The following is a 19,538-nucleotide window of genomic DNA, read 5'->3' on the forward strand; positions in this document are numbered from 1 at the left end:
CCTCTTTGTAAATTCTGACTCCTTTTCCATAAGCACAAAGGGTTATTTATTAATGAATAAGATTATATACAATTCCGGAAAAACTCGCGCATTTCACGACGTCCCAGAAACAGATGGTTTTCCACCGTCCTGCAACTTAAATTCAGTTCATTTGCGATTTCCGGAGACGTTTTATTTTCGAAGCGGTTCAATGTATAAATTAACCGACGTTGTTCGGGCATAGCAGCCAAGCGGATTCGTTCCATTGTCATTAAATCATCACCGATAATTTTTTCTTCGGTTTCATTGGTAGAAGTAGACATAGTATCATAGATGTAGCTGTCTATCTCCTGCTTCTTATAATAACGACGGATATAGTCGATTACAATATTGCGGGCAATAGTGAACAGAAAATATTTCACTGTGTCGGGACGGAGCATTTGTTTGTAGTCCAGCAGACGTACAAATACATCTTGGGTTAGATCCTCCGCTTCGTAGCGATGAGTGATACGATAAGTAATATAGGTAAGAATCACCTGATAATATTCTTCATAAGAACGGGTGATAATGTCGTCATAAGTGTTAGCTGTTGTCTCCATAATACTATCTTTTTCGGTTTTGATCACGATGCAAATATAGAGGTGATTTTGGATATAACAGCTCGAAAACAGGACAGAGTAATCTCCAAGAATCCAGATAGACTTATTTGCATATATATCATTATATATCAAGAAGTTACATTCACAACAAACAGAGTCTCATTTTATAATTTGATACTCTATTTACTAAAAAACAATGTATTTTCGCTCTCCTTATACCCATTTGCTTTCACCCCCTTCACCTCTTTACTCCCTTTCTTCACCATTTTGGCCTTTCCTTCATCTTACATTCAGGCTAATGATGATGCAGGACATTAAGAGATAAGTTCCTTTTCATTAATGATAAACTTGTTTTGCCCTTGTTGCAAAGTTGCTTTTGGTTAATGATAAACTATAAATGAAAGTTCTGATTATATAAATGCAAGTTTTGTTTTTATAAATGCAAGCTTTGATTATAAAAACAAAACTTGCATTTAAAGTTTGCTTCCTATAAAAAACAACTTTGCAATTAAGGAAAAGGAAGTTTAGATAGGGAGAAGAAGAACTTATCTAATAACAGATTGGAAATAGGAAAAGAATAAAAGAGAAGGGGTTCACCAAGTGAAAGGGCAGGGTTCACCCTCTAACCCCGATGAACAGGGAGAAGTGAAGGGTGAAGGTAATATGGATGCAAAATAGATTTCAGGGATAATAAGTCGGAAAGTTACTCTTCTTTGGCTGTTCCGCCGATACTACGGATGTATTCATTCGGAGTAACTCCCGTACTCTTTTTGAATGAGCGGAAGAAGGAGGCACGCGAACTGAATCCACAAAGTTCTGCCAGTGCAGTCAAAGTATAGCGGGAATATTGGCTATCCGCTACCATCTTTTTGAATTGGGTAACGCGATATTCGTTGATAAAATCATAGTAGGACTGATTAAGATACTGGTTCAAAAGATACGATAATGAATGTGAAGAAGTATCCAATGCAGAAGCCAGGTCACCCATCTTCAAATCGGGATTGATATATGGCTTTTCTTTCTCCACATAAGCCACCAGTTTTTTATGAAGTTCTTTACATTCCTCTTCGGTCAGTCTATTGGTCTTATATTTCTCTTCAACAACGGAAGGTTGTTGTTCTGAATTTACTTCCGGATGTTGTTCTACAGACTGTTCTCTTTGTTGTATCTCCTCCTCTGCTGATGATACCACAACCGGCGAAGCAGAAGAAACAAGCAAACGACGCATACGTTTCCAGACATAATACCGTATAAAGGCTATAATTCCTACGATTAATAAAACGGAAAGTCCCCATCCCCACCAAGGTATCATAGGGCATACCGTCACTTGACAGCTAGCTTCGGATTGCTCATTTCCCGGAAGACGTACACGAAAAGTATAAGTCCCGGAAGAAAGTCCGTAATAAGAAACTTCGTTCTGTGCAGCCAATAATTTCCAGTCCTTGTCCACTCCTTCCAGTCGATATTCATATAGTAAGGCAGATGGGAGACCATAAGCAAAGTCTGTGAAACAGAAAGTCAAATTATTCTGATTGTATTTCAAAGAGGAGCTGGTAAAAGGGACACCATTAGCTAATATGTCAGTAAATACGATCGAACGGACCTTGCCACGCACCTCGTCCACACGTTTCGGATCGACATAAATCAGTCCTTTAGTGTTACCAAACCACAATAGTCCTTTTTCATCTTTATAAGCAGCTCCATTCGTAAAAGTTGGTCCCGGCACTCCATCATTGAAAGTGAAAGCATCATATTCCTCTCCCTCTTCTTTGATACGCAATAACCCGTCATTGCAAGCCACCCACAACCAGCCTTGGTTATCTTCTATAACAGACATTAGCGAGTTGTCCGGAAGAGTAGAAAAGATAGAGCGGTTCTGGAAACGGTCCATCGTTAAAGTGGATGTAAACAGGCTTCCTTTCTCACGGATAAAATAGAGGTTGTGTTCAGCATCTTCGTAGATAGTACGAACCTTATCTTTATTCACGAATCCTTCGGGAAAGACATTGGAACGCAAACTTTGGGAAGCCGGGTCGTAAATACACATACCGGTTTCGGTAGCAATCCATCCTTTGCCGGTAGAGTCAAAACTGACTTCATACACATTGCCTTCCGGCAGTTGGGAGTTGGCACTGGTGAAGCTCTTTATCTGCTTTGTCTGTCCGTTATAGCTGAACAGCCCTTGCGAAGTACCTATCCAAAGATTTCCTTTGGCATCCGGTTTCACACAGAAGATATGTCCTTTCTGGAAAAGCTCCGTATCACCTTGGGCAAAATATTTCAGAGACAGCGTTTCCGGATTCAATACCATCATACCGCCACCATACGTACCGATGTAATATTCTCCTTGATAGAAGCAGATTGTCAGTATCAAATCCGAGGTCAAGACGGGTTTTACAAAACTCTTCACTACTCCGGTAGCTTCGTTTATATAAAACAAGCCGTCACGCGAACCGATGACCTTCTCTTGCCCTTTGTTTACAAAAGAACGGATGGAAAGATTGGCCGAATTAAACAAAGGTGGATAATCATACGTACGGAAAAGGCCGTTCTGATAGAGTGAATAATCCAGTCCTGCCTGAAAATGCCCCACCCAGACGGCACCTCTATCATCTATAAGTAAGGAATAAATAGAATTACTGCGAATTCCTTCCTTATCATTGACATCATGGTAAAAACGACGTGTCACTTGTTGGTCTTTGTGTGAAAGGAAGTGTACGCCATTGCCGTCAGTAGCTATATACACAGTCCCTTTACCATCGCTGGAAATATCGGAAATGACATCGCACCCCAAAGATACCGCATGAGAGAATGATTCCTTCTTTATATCGAAACGTACTACACCTTGGCTCATTGTACCGAGATAGAGCGTTTCGCCGATACGAGTAAGGCAACGGAAATAATCGGCTTCGGGCACATTCTCCTGAAAATGCCAGGAATCAATCTTGCCGTCTTTCAGTGAATAAGAGAACAATCCCTGTACCGTGGCCAACCATAATACGGTTTTATCTTCATTCAGACAAATATCCATGATTCTGTTACAGGCGGCAAGCATATTCCGGTCTGTCAAGACTTGAAGCAACTGACCGTCTTTATGAATGAATAAGCCTTTCTCTGTGCCGATATAAAGAATATCTCCATCGGCCAGTAACGTATTGACGGCAAAGTCTATCTTTTCGGGGACAATCCTTTCCAATTGGCTGTTTGGGCGATTCAACCGCCAAAGCCCGATTCCGTTTCCCACCCAAAGTTGTTTATTGGATGTTTCCGTAACACTGTTTACCCGTTTCTTTCTTCCCGACTCAATGCCACGGAATTCAAAATGGCGCACTTTCACACCATCAAAACGGTCGAGGCAATTATCCGTCCCCAACCATACAAAACCTTCGGAATCTTTATAAATGGCATTCACCAACAGTCCGGATAGCCCGTCGGACATGACGACATTACGGAATGTATAGTTTTGGGCTTGTAGATTACCCCCACAAGCCAAATATATTAATATAAGAATCAGATATTTAATCGTGTTCTTCACTTACAACTGCTTCCTTTCATATTAAACATGTGACAAACATACATAAAAATCTCCAAAAGAGCACATTCCTTTTTTAAAAAAGTAGCCCCTTCGTATTCTCTATATGTACATAACTAAATACGAAGGGGGTAAATAATTTACTCAATACAATCCAAATAAAAACAAAAGTCCCGAACCAAATAAATGGAATGGGACTTTTTATTATTGCAAAATAACCTAAATCATAAAGCAGGTTTAAGCTCAATCGTTAATCCTAAAGCATTTATGATACGATAGAAAGTAGCAACACTCGGAACTGTAATGCCTTTCTCAATGCGTGAGATGTATGATTTGTTGGCACCGATACGTTTTGCAAGCTCTTCCTGCGTCAATCTGGCATTCTTTCGCGCATCCAAAAGTATTTGACTCGTATAAAAAGCATAAGCTTCTTCGTCAAACTTCGCACGTTCAGGAGTGCCCAGTGCTCCATACTGTGCTTCTAACACAGCACTGTAATCAACGATTTGATGATTGTTTGTCTCCATAATAAGCCTCCTTTATTTTTAACGCCTTTTCTATCTCTCCTGATGGTGTCTTCTGACTCTTTTTCTGAAAGCCATTGAATAAGACATAATCTTACGTTTCATATTACAAATATACGCCAAGTTGTACAATTATGCAACCTGGCGTTAGATTTTAACAGTAAAAAAGACTATAATCATTTCTTTTGCCGTACTCCATCCTTCCCGTTTCAGTAGTTCTGTCTCTTCCCGATTAGGAGAATGTGGAGAACCCATAGCGCAATACTTATCAATCACATTTCCATTATCTCTATGCTATTCTAATTATTTATCAGTCTATCAATTCAATCATATAGCTATAAACATATTTTTTATCAAGCAAACGATATTTATTGTGTGGATACATCCCCCAACTATTATCACCGCCTAATCCGCGTTGCTTCAAATCAACATGCAGGAAAATATTCTTTTGCGGAACAATATCAATGGTATGCTGCAATTTGCGGGTCAAACCGGGGTCAAGGTCTTCCGGTGAGAAATGCAGAGCGGAAAATGCGATAGGTTGCAGACCTGTAATCTTCACTCCCTCTCCTTCACTATTCAATAAAGCCAGCCAACGAACATCCGTTTTATTTCCGGTTTCCTGTGGACGTATATACCAATAGAACTGATTGTCGACTTTATCCTCATATCGCCCGATGAACGAGCTTGAATAACGGTCGATGTAGTTTTCAAAAGGTCCCCTACCATAATAAGTCAGATTTTCATAGGGTTGTTGCAATTCCATCCGCATACCGAAGCGAGGAAGTTCAGGAAGTCTCGTTCCTGTCAAGTCAATACTTCCTGTCACAATAATAGATGCATTATTACGTATCAAATATTCTATCGTGTAAGGAACTTGAATGTCACTTAATATCCAATCAATTTTTATGGACAATCCTTTTTCGTTCTTTTCCTCTATAACCACGTTCTTCACATAACGGTTCACATGCGCTGTCCGCCAGACACCTGCCAACCAGGGCATTTTATTCCCGAAATCATTATCAACCGGAGCACGCCAAAAAGCCGGTTCCGGATATTGCTTAATGGGTTGTTTGCCGTTTATGCTATAATTAAACAGCACTCCTTTTTTCAAATCAATCTTACCGGAGACGGCATCCGACTGAAAAGATAAAACATTGTCTTTCGTTTCATAAGACAACTTACCCGAACAAGCCGAAAGAGAAGCAAAGAAACTGCCTCTATTTAGCTTTATCTGTTCCTTAGCCACTTCATAATGTACAGGAATTAAATCGGTAGCAACCTTTGTATAGGCATAGAGGTTGAGAAAATATTCATTTCCATCTTCCGGAATGACTGGAAGATTCAATCGTACCTCTTTTTCCGCATGAGGTTTTAATTCAACATTGAAATTTCCTGTAGAGAATTTCTCTCCGTTCTTATATACTTCCCAAGTAAAAGCATATTCATTCAGATTGGTAAAATCATAACGATTCCTGATTGAAACAATCCCTTTACTCAAATCTTTCGCGTTAAACTGAATGTACTGATAGACTTTCTTTACTTCATACGCTTGTGGTTTGGGAATGCCATTAGCAGAAATTAAGCCGTCGGTTCCTGTATTTAATTCCCCTTTCCTATCTTCCAGCCATTTATAACTTCCCATTTTTCCATTGTACGTCCAGTAGATGCGTCCGTCTCCCGGTTCTGTCTTCATTTTAAACCCTTGATCCATAAAGTCCCAAATAAAACCACCTTGCAAATTTGGACTGTCATAAATAACATCCCAAAGGTCTTTGAAGTTACCATTACTATTCCCCTGGGCATGGGCATACTCACACATGATAAAGGGGCGCTGTTTACCGGACTTGGCATATTCCGTTATTTTCCACATATTGGGATACATCGGACATACAATATCTGTATTCCAGTCCTCCCAAGCCTGTTCGAATTGCACAAAACGACTTGGGTCATATTCTTTCAGACGTTTATATTCATCATGGAATACGATTCCATTACCACATTCATTCCCTAACGACCAGCCTATGACGCACGGATGATTTTTATCTCTTTCCACCATACGGGTGATACGGTCTACATGAGCCGCATACCATTCGGAACGATAAGCAGGATGCGGAATGGTATCTTTGAAATAAGGAACTGAGCCCATTCCGTGGGTTTCAATATTGGCTTCATCTATAATGTAAATGCCATATTGGTCACATAATTTATAAAACAACGGATGATTGGGATAATGACTGGTACGAACAGCATTCATATTCAGTTGTTTTATCAATTTCAGGTCATTCATCATAAATTCGCGAGTTTGGACGTGCCCCAAGCTGTCATTATGCTCATGACGGTTCACGCCTTTTATATAAGTCGGAACACCATTCACCAATAATCGAGCATTCTTTATTTCTATCTTTCTGAAACCGGTCTTACAGGCAGTAACTGCAAGCTGCTTGTTTTTATCATCCCAAAGTGTGATGACACAATCATAAAGAGATGGCTTTTCAGCATTCCATTTGGATACATTCTTAATGACGCCCGAAAAAGCTAATTGGGTAAACTCATCTTCTATGTCAAATTTCTTTTGTTGTGACAAAACTATTTTGCCGGTTTTATCCAATAATTCCAGTTTGAGTGTTCCTTTTTTTACATTATTACCTGTAAATTCACGCAAATCTACGGTAGCATTGAATATACCATTCTTATATGTACTATCCAAACTTGATTTTAAGAAAAAATCCCAAATAGTCAGTTTAGGGTAAGCTTGCAAGAATACATCACGTTCAATCCCGGTCAGTCGCCAAAAATCCTGGTCTTCCATATAGCTGCCATCATGCCAGCGATAAATCTGTACTGCCAGTAAATTTTCTCCTTCTTTCAGATAGTTCGTCACATTAAATTCAGCCGGTGTTTTGGAAGCTTTGGTCATTCCGACTTGCTGCCCGTTCACATAAATGCGGGCATAGCCGCTAATGGAGCCGAAGTGCAGAAATACTTCGCGCTCCTGCCAGTTTCGAGGAACCGTAAATGTGCGCCGATAGGTACCCACAGGATTGTCTACGTCAATATAAGGTGGATTGGATGAAAATACATACTGAATGTTGCGGATTATCGGTTCACCGAATCCTTGGATTTCCCAGTTAGAAGGAACTGTTATTGTATCCCAATTACTGTCGGGTAAATCTATCCGATAAAAATCTTTTATGCTCGCTGCTATAGTAGGGGCATAGATAAACTTCCACACACCATTCAACGAATGTTGCCAAGACGATTTTCGGGGTTTGTCGTTCACTGCATCCTCTGCCTGTTCGTAGAGACGAAAGTCAGCATGTGGCCTCTCTTTGTTCCACTCATATTTGGCGGGATTTTCCCACTCGTTGTTTTGCGCCTTTGCCGTTTGAGGCAAACTATAAAAGAAGCAGATAAAGAATAATAAGGTAGGAAATAATCTATTTATCATAAGGAAAGAGTTGTGAAGGTTTCACAGAGTAGTATCAAGGAGTTAAGAAGTCTAACCTCTTAACTCCTTGAAATCAGCCGGAAAACTCAAAAGTTATTCTTCAGTATATAATAATGTCCCAAATCCCAAATCGCCGGCTTCAGCAGTTCCACGCTCACCATATCCTTCGGGGCGTTCCTTTTCGGCAAAGGCTTGAGAATAGGGTGCATTCATACCTTTCACCTTGGCATAATGATTGTAGAGGAGTTCCCATCCCGGACGGGCACGCCCCTTAGCCTCGGCCGACACCTTCTCGTGCCAACCATATTTGGGGTGATAGTAAGGTTCGAAAGGCATTTCTACATCTTCAGCCGAAGTCAAGTTATACTTAGCCGTATATTCGCAGAGGTCGAGAACAATGTTGTCGTTGTAGGCAAAAAGGTCGATACCCATGTTATAAGCCGTACGGCAGAAGTAAGCGTGCAAACCGACATTGAGAGTGGCGTGCCCCTGGTCGCGTCCCATCTCCTGGCTCTGTGCCAAATGTCTGCCTTTCACTTTTCCTTCCGGGTCTTCGTGCATACCTCTCACCGACCACTCGATACAGCCCATACCTTTTCCGTGGTAGAAAAACTCCAGGGCTTGTTTAATCTTAGCATCGTCATCATTCAGCACGCCGATAGAAAGAATGGTGAGCATGGCGGGCAGATCCCAACTCATCCAACCTGCAATGGCTGAAGAGTTAAAGTGGTTATCTAAGAAATCGTCGCAGATAGGATAGAAAGTTTTATCTATCCATTTCTTGAAGATTTCGAAATCCTCGGTTTTCCAGCCTTCGTAGTCGCGCATCAGTTCAGCGGGAGCAGCAAACTGGTAACCGATAAATCCGGCAGCAAGCAGGCGATGGCTGTCGTCAGGCCACGTTTTATAGTTCACCCCTTTACAAGTTTTAGCCCATCCGTTCAGAATTTTAATAGCCGCTTTCGCATAATCTTCATCTCCCGAAATTTTCCAGCGTAAAGCCAACTGATAAGCGGCACCGGCATCAAAAGCAGCCGTATTGAAGTTTCCGCCTTTTGAGTGGCGCACAATTTCTTCTTGCGGATTTGAGTTATAATTCAGTTGGGCAAATCGGCTGTCGCACAATTTTTGCCAACCACTAATCCAAGGTTCGGCGCCTTCATTCACTTTACGGCGTGCACGTTCAAAATCGGCTTCGGTGTTCACCAGACAAGGGTGCTTGATGGTGTACTCATAATTTTCATTGGGGTTGATTTCGCGTTGCCATGGTTCGGGAGTTCCGTTCTCGAACTCAGCACTACAGCCGGTCAGCAACACAAGTGCCATGCTGCCCACGAAGGTATAAATCAAATTTTTCATATATTCAATATTCATTTTGTTATTCAATCAGTTTCTGAGAAGTCGGCTACCATTATTCGGCTTTTTCAGCTTTAATCAAATCTTTCAGTTCCTGTTCCGATTCGAAGGTCTTCACCCAATCCACATAGATACTGCCAGTTTCGCTGGCTTCATACCATATTTTCCAAAATTGAAGTTCCACCGTGTCGTACTTCGTCAATGCAGTAGGCATATACTGTTGATTCTTGCCGAGGAATTTCTTCGTAAAGTCGGCGTAGAATACTTTGTATTCGCCACAATCTGCCACAGTCATGGCGTTTTTTCCTTTATCGGTATCTTCGCCATATTTACCGGCTACGGTAATGCCGCTTCCACCCCAAATGTCGAGATACCACTCTATGCTTGTTGATGCTTCGAACACATTTTCGGGGAATTTCACTTTAAAGGCCAAGATGGGATAGTTGGTTACGTTGAACCCAAATCCTCCGGTACGACAAATGCGCACAGCCTTGTAAGCCTTATCGTCACCGGGTAATATGCGAAGTACTCCATCGTTCTCCATCCATTCAAATTCTCGATGATTGAAATTGCCGAATGGTTGCCAGATGTTCTCAATGGTAAATTGGTCGTTCATCAATCCCTCACTCACATTGATACTCATCGTAGCTTTGATAGGTTTACCGTCGCCATAGTCTGCCAAAGCAGTAATCACGGCATTGCCGTAAGCCTTCGCCACAAACCGGCCTTTTTCGTCAATCTCTACAACATCGGGCTTGCTGCTTTCCCATGCGATGTACGACAGCGTAGCGTCTGCCGGCGTTACATTCATCTGCGGAGTATAGGTTTCGCCTAAAGCCAGCTTATCGGTATCCTTCACGAATTCCATACTTTCGATATAAATAATAGGCTTCACCTTAATCTCAAACACTTTTGTGAAATGTTTGTCGTCAGTAGCGGTGACTTGTATGCGTGCCGTTCCTTCGGCCACACCTTTCACCTCGCCTTTTTCATTGACGGTGGCTTTATCGGGAGTAAGGCTTTTCCAAATCACTCCGGGGTAAGTGGGAACGACCGGAGTAGTCTGCCAAATGAGCGGCAGAGTCGAGGTAACAAACACTTCAAGCTCTTCATTAGTAAGACTGATATCAGTGATGTGAATGATTTCGTTTACCACCTTCACATTGATGGTCGAAGTGGCAGAATAGCCTACAACCGGTTTGGCCGAAATGACCGTATTACCGGCCTTCACTGCAGTGATGCGTCCTTCGGCATCTACGGTAGCCACATCGGGCACAGTCGATTTCCATACCACCTCTTTGTTGAAAGCCTCATCCGGGCCTACGGTATATTTTATCAAAGTATCAGTGTCTATCAGCAGAGGCAGTTCGGGAGTCACCTCAAGGTTGATTTCCTTAACGAGCACTCTCTCTTCTAAAACGGGGGATACATCGTCATCGTTGCACGAAACGGTCACCACCAAGGCACCCGCCAACAGTGTTGCAAATGCACCCTTTTGAAGTATGTTTTTGTATGTCATAATTCGATTACTTTATAAATGAATAATGAATGGATTATTGGTTCCAACCCGGATTTTGTTTCAAGTTGGAGTTCAGCTTGAGTTGGTCAGTGGGCAGCGGCAACAAGTAATGCTTTTCGTGCCAGTTGCGTCCTTTTTCGTGAATAATGCAGCCTTCACCATCTTTGTCTTTAAAAGAAGCATCGGGCCATCTGCTTTCAAAATCAGTATCTTTCCACTTCACACCGGTGAGATTCATCGGCATTTCGTCTTCGGCCGTCTTCCAACGCTTCAGATCATCAATGCGGAAATTCTCATCGAAAAACTCGATGGTACGCTCACGACGAATCTCTGTGCGCATATCCAAATTATTTGCCGTGACAAAGTCGTTAGTCAAGTCAGGCATTTCGGGGTTAATGCGTTTACGTGTCAAGTTCAAGCTGATAGCCAAGTCTTCATCTGATATTTGTCCATCGCGTTCAAACACAGCTTCGGCATAGTTCAGCAGCACCTCGGCATAGCGGATGACGGGGAAGTCGTAAGCTTCCATACCGGTGGGCACTCCGTCACGTTCGCTGCACCACTTGTGGGGAAAGTAGCCCGTACCGGTTTGAGGCATGAAGTTCCTATGCGAGGCATTGGCTATTTCGGCAGCATCGCCGCTCCAATCAATGCGTCCGCCATTTGTACCCCAATAAGTCTGTCCGGGCACCATAAGCTGATTGTTCATGCGGTTGTCGCGATTTTTATATTCATCATCCACTTTCGTGTAATTCCACGTTTGGGGATTGATGGGTAACCCATTGCTTTGCAGATACATATTAGCCATTTTGCGAGTAACGTACAAGGCATTGCCCAAACGCCCTTGTGTAATGTTGAAACCAATAGAATTGATAACAGGGTCGTGGCGGCGGGTAAAGATATACTCTTTATTACCTGTTTTATTGATATTGGCAGGGTTTGACTTTTCATTCTCCAAGATAAAGAGATACTTGTAGGCTTCCGTTCCCAATTCTTGAGGAGCAAAAAGCTCGAATGCTCCGCCCGCCATTACATCATGAGCCGCCTGTGCTGCGGTATTGAGCAAATCTTTTGTACGTTCGGTATTTTGACCGCCATTATGAAATTTCTCCCATGTACCTTCGTAAAGGGCTACACGCGAAAGAAACGCCAAAGCGGCTTCGCTGGAAAGGCGACCTTCATCGCTGCTGCTGATAGCCTTATCAACGGGCAATAGTTTAGCGGCTTCTTTCAAGTCGTCAATGATGAAGTCAGCCACCTCGGTACGCGGATTGCGAGCCTTCTGCATCTCAGGCGAGTCGATGTCGAGCGGCGTGCGGGCTATGATAAGGTCACCGTAAGCCTGCAATAACTCGAAGTAACAATAAGCACGGAAGAAACGGGCTTCCCCCACTGAAATGGCAATGTCGGCTTGTTGTTCATACGCATCAGCCTGTTGCAACAAGGTGTTGACTTGGCGAATACGATTGTAATTGTCGGCATAATGCTTGTCGGATGACGGAATGCTGTTCGTTCCGTTACTATAGATGTTCACCGTGCTGCCGGCAAACAAATCCGAGCGAATATCGGCGTGCTGACTGTCGTCGAGCCATCGAAAGTCGGCCGACCAGCCATAGAACTGGGTGGCAAAAAGTTTGAAGTGTTCGGGCGACTTCCAATAGTTGGTATCCGCCAATTGCGTCTTGGGCTCAAGGTCTAAACACGACTGCATGATCATGGCGCAAATAATTCCTAAAATATATACTATTTTTTTCATTGTTATCTTCAATATTAAGAATAAAAATTAGAATGTGGCATTCACACCGAAAGTCACGGTGCGGTTAAACGGATAGCGTTGCTTGTTTTCCACCTTACGGGTGGCTTCGGGATCCCAACCATCGGTGATATACGATTTTTCCCATAAATCGGCGCCCGATACATAAATACGCAAGTTGCTGATGAAACCGCTCTTATTCATCCATGCCTTTGGCAATGTGTAACCAAGTACAATCTCTTTGAGACGCAGGTAAGCTCCGTTATCGGCTGACCAGGTAGAGGGAATGTAGTTGTAATTATTGATGTCATTACTGTTTGAATAAGTAGGAAAATGGTTATTGGGAGTTTCAGGACTCCATACATTACCCACCGACTGGTTGGTAGTGTTCAGCCAAATAGCCTTGAAAGGCACTTTCCAAGAGTCGATTTCACGATAGATGGTACGCTTGCCCACACCTTGGAATACGGTATTGAAATCGAATCCTTTCCACTCGCATCCGAAATTAAACGAGAACGAATATTTGGGGTCGTCGGAACCGAGAAATACAAGGTCATCTTGTGTCAGTTTATCGTCTTTGTTCACATCTTCATACATGTGGTCGCCCAAACGCAAGTTGGCAGGCAGGGCGATAGAGTTGCTGCCCACATATTTGTCCACGTAATAGTCCAGTTGGTCTTGGTTTTGTACCTTGCCCACATAGCGGTAGCCAAATACCGAATTGAGCGGATAGCCATTCACAGCTTCGTTATAACCTGCGCTCACCACGATGTTACCTCCATCAACGAGTTTATTGGTCATATAGGTTAACGTACCGCCAACATGGTAGTTGAAACTGCCTATCTTATCATGCCAAGTCAAACTAACATCGTAACCATTGGCTTCAAACTTACCACTATTCGTACTGGGAGCAGTTCCGCCCAGAACACCGGGATGCAGACGCGAAACCAACATATTATCGTTTTTCTTTTTAAAGATCTCGAACGTACCCGTAAGGCGATTGTTGAAGAATCCGAAGTCAATACCCAAGTTATAGTTGTAAATACGTTCCCAAGTACGCACAGTGCTCACCAGTCCGGCAGATTCCACATAGGTTCCTTTCGAGTTGCCCAACAAAGCACCGCTGTTCGATTTGTAGTTGTAAAGTTGGATGCCGTCATAGCGTCCGATACCATTTTGGTTACCTACCTCACCATATGAGGCACGTAGTTTCAGTTCATTCACATAGTCACGCAAGTTCTCCATGAATTTCTCTTCAGTGATACGCCATCCGGCTGATGCGCCCCAGAAGAAGTTCCAGCGATTCTTGGGCAAGAATTTCGAAGAGCCGTCGTAGCGAGCATTCACTTCTACCATATATCTTGACTTATAGTTGTAATTCAAGCGACCGAAATAAGAGAGAATAGCTTCCTCCCAACGGTCTACCTTGTCTATGTAGATTTGTCCTTTACCGTTAAGCGATTCGATTGCCGCTTCCACGTCCATTGCTTTGGTACCGCTATAATCGTAAGCGGCATAGTCATATTGCACACCTCCCATAAGCGATATGTCGTGAGCCTCATCAAATAATTTCTTATAAGTGAGAAAAGCTGATGCCGTGTAATTATCGGTACGTGCAGAGCTTTTAGTATACGATGATTTTTCTTTTGCAGGATAGGGAGAGTTCTCGTTTTGAATCGGTGTGCCATCGTATTGATACCAATCAATTGAAAGATACTGTTCGTCACGGGCCGCATTGTTCGTTGAGTACCCCAAAGTACCTTGAAAATCAAGGCCATCCAATATGTTCACTTTCAAAATCTCGTTCACATTCATAGTGGTCACTACAAGTTTGTTGTCACCTCCCAACTCGGCCGACCAGTTGGGAGTATGAATGCCTCCCCACGCATACGGTTTGCCATCGATGGTCGAAACCGGTAACCCTGGCTGCGGTATGCTACTGCCTAATATACTACCAATCTGTGTAGGAGCCACCTGATGCTGACGACTGGCTGACATATTGCTTTCCAAGCTGATACGGTCGTTTATCTTGAAGCTGTTGAATAAACGTACGTTATAGCGTTCGTTCGAGTTGTTCCCCCATTGCAGCGTCCCTTGGTCATTCAAATAACCAAGCGAGAGCCGGTAGGTCGATTTCTCCGAACCTCCGCTTATGCTGAGGTTATGTTGGGTAGAAGTAGCGTTCCCCCACAGCACATCAGTCCAGTTCATATCATGAAACACAAAGTCGGCCACACCGCGGAATCCTCCCGGAATGGGATCTTCATCGGGATTATTTCCACCATGCAGATTAATCCAACTCCCCTTCATCGCTTTAGCCAAACGGGCATAGCGCACCCAGTTGTCGTCTTCGCCATAGCCGTCATTCAAGCGGGCTTGGAGCACACCATCCGTCCATTCGTCCATACTCATCATGCGGGGCTGCAAACCCACAATTTTACGTGTAACCGAACCACTATATTCCACCTTGGTTCTGCCGGCATCGGGACGTTTGGTAGTTACCAAAATCACACCACCTGCCGCTTTTGCACCATAAATGGCAGCCGAAGCATCTTTCAGGAAGTTAATGGTTTCGATGTCATCGGCATTGAGTTGAGCTATCTCACTCACACCACTGGCAGGTACACCGTCAATAATCAAGAGAGGTTCTACCTTGTTCTTCGATACAGAACCACGGATTGAGACACCCCATCCCTCTTCACCGGGAGCAGCCGACGAGCGGGTGATGCGTAAACCCGGCACCTGACCTTGCATGGCCGAAAGCGGATTGGATACCGTACCTTTGTCTTTAAAAAGTTTTTGGTCGACCACTGTTACCGAGCCTGTCAACGACTCTTTCTTCATACTGCCGTATCCCACCACTACAACTTCCAGGAGTAGTTCAGAGTCTTCTTTCAATACAATCTTCAAACTGGTTTCATGGCCTTTCACTTGAACTTCTTCCGTTTTGTAACCAATATATGAGATAACCAAAGTTCCTTTGGCATCTTTCAATGAGAAGTTTCCGTCAATGTCAGTCATACAGCCATTGGTGGTGCCTTTTACCATAACATTAGCACCGATAACGGGCTCGCCATTGGAATCCACGATTTTACCTTTAATTGTACCAGTCTGCAATACGACTTGCACTTCCCCGGCATCTGCAAAGACAGCCTGCGAGCCACCTGCTATAAGAGCAGAGGCTATCACCGTGGAGAATAGAATCCTTCTCGATGAAAATCTGAAGAGACTTTTTTTCATATACATAAAATTTAAAACTAACATTTATACTATTTATTCTAATATTAGATACACTGTTGGATATATTCACGGATTTCTTTCCGACTGATAAACAAATGATTTTCTACAGTACGGACAGATAATCCGAGACAAGCGGAAATATCCGCTGACGATATATGCTTGAAGCGACTCATTACATAAATCTTTCTTCGTTGCGCAGGCAGCCGGAGAACTCTCTTCTGCTCACACACAGATAAATCATTAGCGATTATCTGGCTCTCTACCTCATTAATAAAGGTAGGAAGCTGATCTAAAAAATAGGATGTAATTTCCTGCATTTTATAATGACGACGCAAATAATCAATAACCAAATTCCGGCAAATAGAGAAAATAAAGTACTTTATTGTTTCCGGTCGCAACATTTGCTTATAATCCATCAAACGTAAAAATACATCTTGAGCCAGATCTTTCGCGTCTTCATCTTTTCCTATCTTATATAAGATATACAAGTAAACGGAACGATGATAATTCTGATAAGAATCAGTAATCAACTGTACGGATGACATATCTATATTTTCCATTGCTTAGATTTTTGTTTATCATTACGTTGGCAAATATAGAAGGTAAATATGAAAACGGATATTCAAAAAGAAAGAGATAAATTCCGTCCTATTGGCGGAGAGCAAGCGATCAACACACATTCTAATTATCAGACAGTTAACTCTCAATTTCATAGAGTCTCAATTTATTATTTGAGACTCTAAAGAGGTATTTATCAATCTAAAGTTTAAAATGAAAGGTACATAAGTATATTATTCTTCATTGGTCTTTCCGATACTTCGAATATATTCATTCGGAGTAATTCCAATAACCTTTTTAAAATAACGAAAGAAGGAAGTACGCGAACTAAAACCACATAGTTCGGCTAAAGCTGTCAACGTATATTTAGAATATTCATCTTTATCAACCAAACGCTTAAACTCCTCTATGCGATAGTCATTCAAATAGTCATAATAGTTTTTATCCAAATATTGATTGAATAAATAGGATAATGTATAAGTGGAAACATTCAATATTGCAGCCAAGTCTGCTATTTTCAGATTGGGATTAACATATAGTCGATCCCTTTGCATCAGAAGTTCCAGTTCGCCAGCCAAGCGCCTACATTCTTCTTCAGTCACATTACTCTTTCTATATTTTTCTTCTATTACCGGTTGCTGTTTTTCCTTCGACTGAATTAGGTTGTTTCGTTTCATTCTCCGGCGATAATATATATAAGCCAAGGTTATTATCAATATCACTAAAACAGTCACACTCCACATAACAGCATTGAAACGAGGAGCAATAGTCACCATCAGGCAAATTTCCGACTCCGGATCATCCACCCGATGAATTCTAAACTGATAATTGCCGGATAATAAGTCATAATACGTTATTTCAGATTGTCCACTCAATAATTGCCAGTCGCTATCTATTCCTTCCATCTTACATTTATAAGACATATATGCAGGCTCCGAATAAGTGAACCCAGAGAAACGGATTGTCAAATTACGCTGATCTGCTTCCAATTTTATTTTATACACGTTATTTTCTCTACTCATCTTAGCATAAACCGATTGCTTTCCATTCACTAATACATCGGTAATAGCAACCGGATAATGCCATTTTGCTTTTCTGCCATTTTGTTCCGAGGTCAGATAAATCATACCTTTCGAATTGCCGAACCACATCGTACCCTCTTCATCTATCACAGGGAAACAAGTAATAAATATAGAACTGGGCAAGCCATCTACGAAATTATAGGGAATAAAATTACCTTTCTTATCATAACGATATAAGCCCAAATTAGTACCAATCCACAACCAACCTTCATGATCTTCTATAATAAACATTGCATCCTTTCCATCCAAAGGAGTGCCCGACTGCATTCTCCGAAAATGATTCATCGACAAATCAGATATAAAAATTGCACCTTTATCCGGAAGGAAATAAAGCTCATGATTAGAATCTTCGTATACTGTCCGGATTTTATCTTTATGAATAAACCCTTCAGGAAACATATCCGACTTCAAACTATTGGTTGATGGATCCCAAATGCATAAACCGTTCTCTGTACAAATCCATCCTTTACGAGTGGAATCAAAACATATATCATAGACATTCTCTCCCGGTAATTTCGAATTTTCAGTAGTATAATGCCGGATTTGCTTTCCATCTCTATAACAGTAAAGTCCCATAGACGTCGCCATCCACAAACTTCCTTCATCATCCGATTTTATGCAAAACACATGTCCTTTCAGGAATGGAGTTGATTTTAAGTCTGCTGTTTCAAAATCAGATAAAGTCAACGTGGAAGGATTGAGGATATATATACCGCCACCATAAGTACCTATGTAATACTTTCCTTCAAAAGCATAAATACACAAAATCATATTGGAACGTAATTCGGGAACCTTAAAACTTTTAAACCGCTGTTTCTTTTCATCTATATAGAAAAGTCCATTGCGCGAACCTATCAGTTTCTCGTCTTTCGAAACAGCTATTGCACGAACAGGCATCTCTTTTGAGTCGAAATAAGGAAGATAGGCATAGGTAGAAAATAACCCGCTCTGATATAGTGTATAATCCAAGCCTAACTGATAAAAACCAATCCAAATCACTCCTTCCCTATCAACCAATAATGCATAGACAGAATTGGAACGGATCGCCTGTTTATTTCCCGATTCGTAACAAAAGGAACGAACAATCTTCATATTATTCGCAGAAACAAAATGTACCCCGTTTCCATCAGTGCCTATATACAACAAATTCTTTTCATCACTGGAGAGAGACATGATAACATTACAACCCAAGTCAATAATATTTTCTTTAAATTCACCCGTCGAGATATCAAAACATAGCAACCCATGATCCATTGTTCCTAAATAAAGCTTTTTGCCGATACGTGTCATATTTCTATAGGAGAATCCCTGCTTGTATGGATAAGAGGTTATTTTCCGGTTTGAAATATTCATGGAATGTAATCCACCTTTGGTAAGAATCCATAAAGCTCCATTTTCATCCAAATTCAATGCAACGATGAAATTTTCTGCCGATAAGATGTCGGAACTTACTGCCAGTCGCTCCAATTGATTATTTCGATAGATAAATAATCCTTTTTCACTACCTATATACAATCCTCCATCCCGAGTTGGTAAAAGGGCACGAACACCACAATTAATAGTCTCCGGACTAAAGGGTTCCAGTTTTTCTGTTTCCTTATGAACCGTCCACAATCCCATATCATTCCCTATCCATATCCTATTACCAGTCGTCTCTGTTATTACATTCACCCATTTTAGTTTTTCATTATTCCCTAATATGGGATAATGTTTCAAATGGACTCCGTCAAAACGTTCAACAGAACTTGCCGTGCCAATCCAAATATAGCCTAATGAATCTTTATAAAAAGAACTGACCATCAGGTCGGAAAGTCCGTCTGTTTCGGAAATGCTGCGGAAAGAGTAAGAAATCGGATAAATAGGTATATTTATGAGTAGCAGACAAAGAGTAGTCAAAGCCTTTACTATATGTCGTATTAGATTATGCATAGAGGATTCATATTTA

10 protein-coding genes and 1 pseudogene are annotated in these 19,538 nt (G+C 41.8%); all 11 read right to left on the reverse strand.

The window, feature by feature from the left end:
* Positions 1-62 precede the first annotated feature (62 nt).
* Complete coding sequence (locus tag LPH68_RS09980; RefSeq protein ID WP_151923677.1) at positions 63-578, reverse strand: RNA polymerase sigma-70 factor; 516 nt, start codon at positions 576-578, stop codon at positions 63-65.
* Positions 579-1,281: 703 nt separating this feature from the next.
* The gene (locus LPH68_RS09985) at positions 1,282-4,113 is read right to left on the reverse strand and encodes a two-component regulator propeller domain-containing protein (protein ID WP_117610828.1); all 2,832 of its coding nucleotides are present in this window, start codon (positions 4,111-4,113) and stop codon (positions 1,282-1,284) included.
* 221 nt (positions 4,114-4,334) lie between these two features.
* Positions 4,335-4,637: a helix-turn-helix domain-containing protein gene (locus tag LPH68_RS09990; RefSeq protein WP_004296976.1), complete on the reverse strand. Its 303-nt coding sequence runs from the start codon at positions 4,635-4,637 to the stop codon at positions 4,335-4,337.
* Positions 4,609-4,722: pseudogene (locus tag LPH68_RS09995) on the reverse strand (type II toxin-antitoxin system RelE/ParE family toxin); the annotation flags it as partial. The gene LPH68_RS09990 and the pseudogene LPH68_RS09995, both read right to left, overlap by 29 nt.
* Before the next feature lie 222 nt (positions 4,723-4,944).
* Positions 4,945-8,085: a glycoside hydrolase family 2 TIM barrel-domain containing protein gene (locus LPH68_RS10000; protein WP_117809117.1), complete on the reverse strand. Its 3,141-nt coding sequence runs from the start codon at positions 8,083-8,085 to the stop codon at positions 4,945-4,947.
* 93 nt (positions 8,086-8,178) lie between these two features.
* Positions 8,179-9,444, reverse strand: coding sequence for an alginate lyase family protein (locus LPH68_RS10005; RefSeq protein ID WP_224440800.1), 1,266 nt, complete (start codon positions 9,442-9,444; stop codon positions 8,179-8,181).
* Between the two features lie 52 nt (positions 9,445-9,496).
* Complete coding sequence (locus LPH68_RS10010; protein WP_151923676.1) at positions 9,497-10,960, reverse strand: Ig-like domain-containing protein; 1,464 nt, start codon at positions 10,958-10,960, stop codon at positions 9,497-9,499.
* 34 nt (positions 10,961-10,994) lie between these two features.
* Positions 10,995-12,716 carry a RagB/SusD family nutrient uptake outer membrane protein gene (locus tag LPH68_RS10015; RefSeq protein ID WP_117809119.1) on the reverse strand — a complete coding sequence of 574 codons (1,722 nt, stop codon included), beginning with the start codon at positions 12,714-12,716 and terminating at the stop codon, positions 10,995-10,997.
* A 27-nt stretch (positions 12,717-12,743) separates the two neighbouring features.
* Complete coding sequence (locus LPH68_RS10020) at positions 12,744-15,953, reverse strand: TonB-dependent receptor (protein ID WP_230296923.1); 3,210 nt, start codon at positions 15,951-15,953, stop codon at positions 12,744-12,746.
* 44 nt (positions 15,954-15,997) lie between these two features.
* The gene (locus LPH68_RS10025) at positions 15,998-16,513 is read right to left on the reverse strand and encodes a sigma-70 family RNA polymerase sigma factor (protein WP_004296983.1); all 516 of its coding nucleotides are present in this window, start codon (positions 16,511-16,513) and stop codon (positions 15,998-16,000) included.
* Between the two features lie 231 nt (positions 16,514-16,744).
* On the reverse strand, positions 16,745-19,522 hold the full coding sequence (locus LPH68_RS10030; RefSeq protein WP_004325499.1) for a two-component regulator propeller domain-containing protein: 2,778 nt from the start codon (positions 19,520-19,522) through the stop codon (positions 16,745-16,747).
* Between the last annotated feature and the right edge of the window lie 16 nt (positions 19,523-19,538).

Origin of the sequence: Bacteroides sp. 1_1_30 (genome assembly GCF_020982715.1) — a bacterium.
GTDB lineage: Bacteria > Bacteroidota > Bacteroidia > Bacteroidales > Bacteroidaceae > Bacteroides > Bacteroides xylanisolvens.

Excerpts from the sequence above, each read along its gene's own strand:
- LPH68_RS10025 (WP_004296983.1), bottom strand. The coding sequence starts at position 16,513 with ATGGAAAATATAGATATGTCATCCGTACAGTTGATTACTGATTCTTAT.
- LPH68_RS10010 (WP_151923676.1), bottom strand. The coding sequence starts at position 10,960 with ATGACATACAAAAACATACTTCAAAAGGGTGCATTTGCAACACTGTTG.
- LPH68_RS09980 (WP_151923677.1), bottom strand. The coding sequence starts at position 578 with ATGGAGACAACAGCTAACACTTATGACGACATTATCACCCGTTCTTAT.
- LPH68_RS10030 (WP_004325499.1), bottom strand. The coding sequence starts at position 19,522 with ATGCATAATCTAATACGACATATAGTAAAGGCTTTGACTACTCTTTGT.
- LPH68_RS09990 (WP_004296976.1), bottom strand. The coding sequence starts at position 4,637 with ATGGAGACAAACAATCATCAAATCGTTGATTACAGTGCTGTGTTAGAA.
- LPH68_RS10000 (WP_117809117.1), bottom strand. The coding sequence starts at position 8,085 with ATGATAAATAGATTATTTCCTACCTTATTATTCTTTATCTGCTTCTTT.
- LPH68_RS10005 (WP_224440800.1), bottom strand. The coding sequence starts at position 9,444 with ATGAAAAATTTGATTTATACCTTCGTGGGCAGCATGGCACTTGTGTTG.
- LPH68_RS10015 (WP_117809119.1), bottom strand. The coding sequence starts at position 12,716 with ATGAAAAAAATAGTATATATTTTAGGAATTATTTGCGCCATGATCATG.
- LPH68_RS10020 (WP_230296923.1), bottom strand. The coding sequence starts at position 15,953 with ATGAAAAAAAGTCTCTTCAGATTTTCATCGAGAAGGATTCTATTCTCC.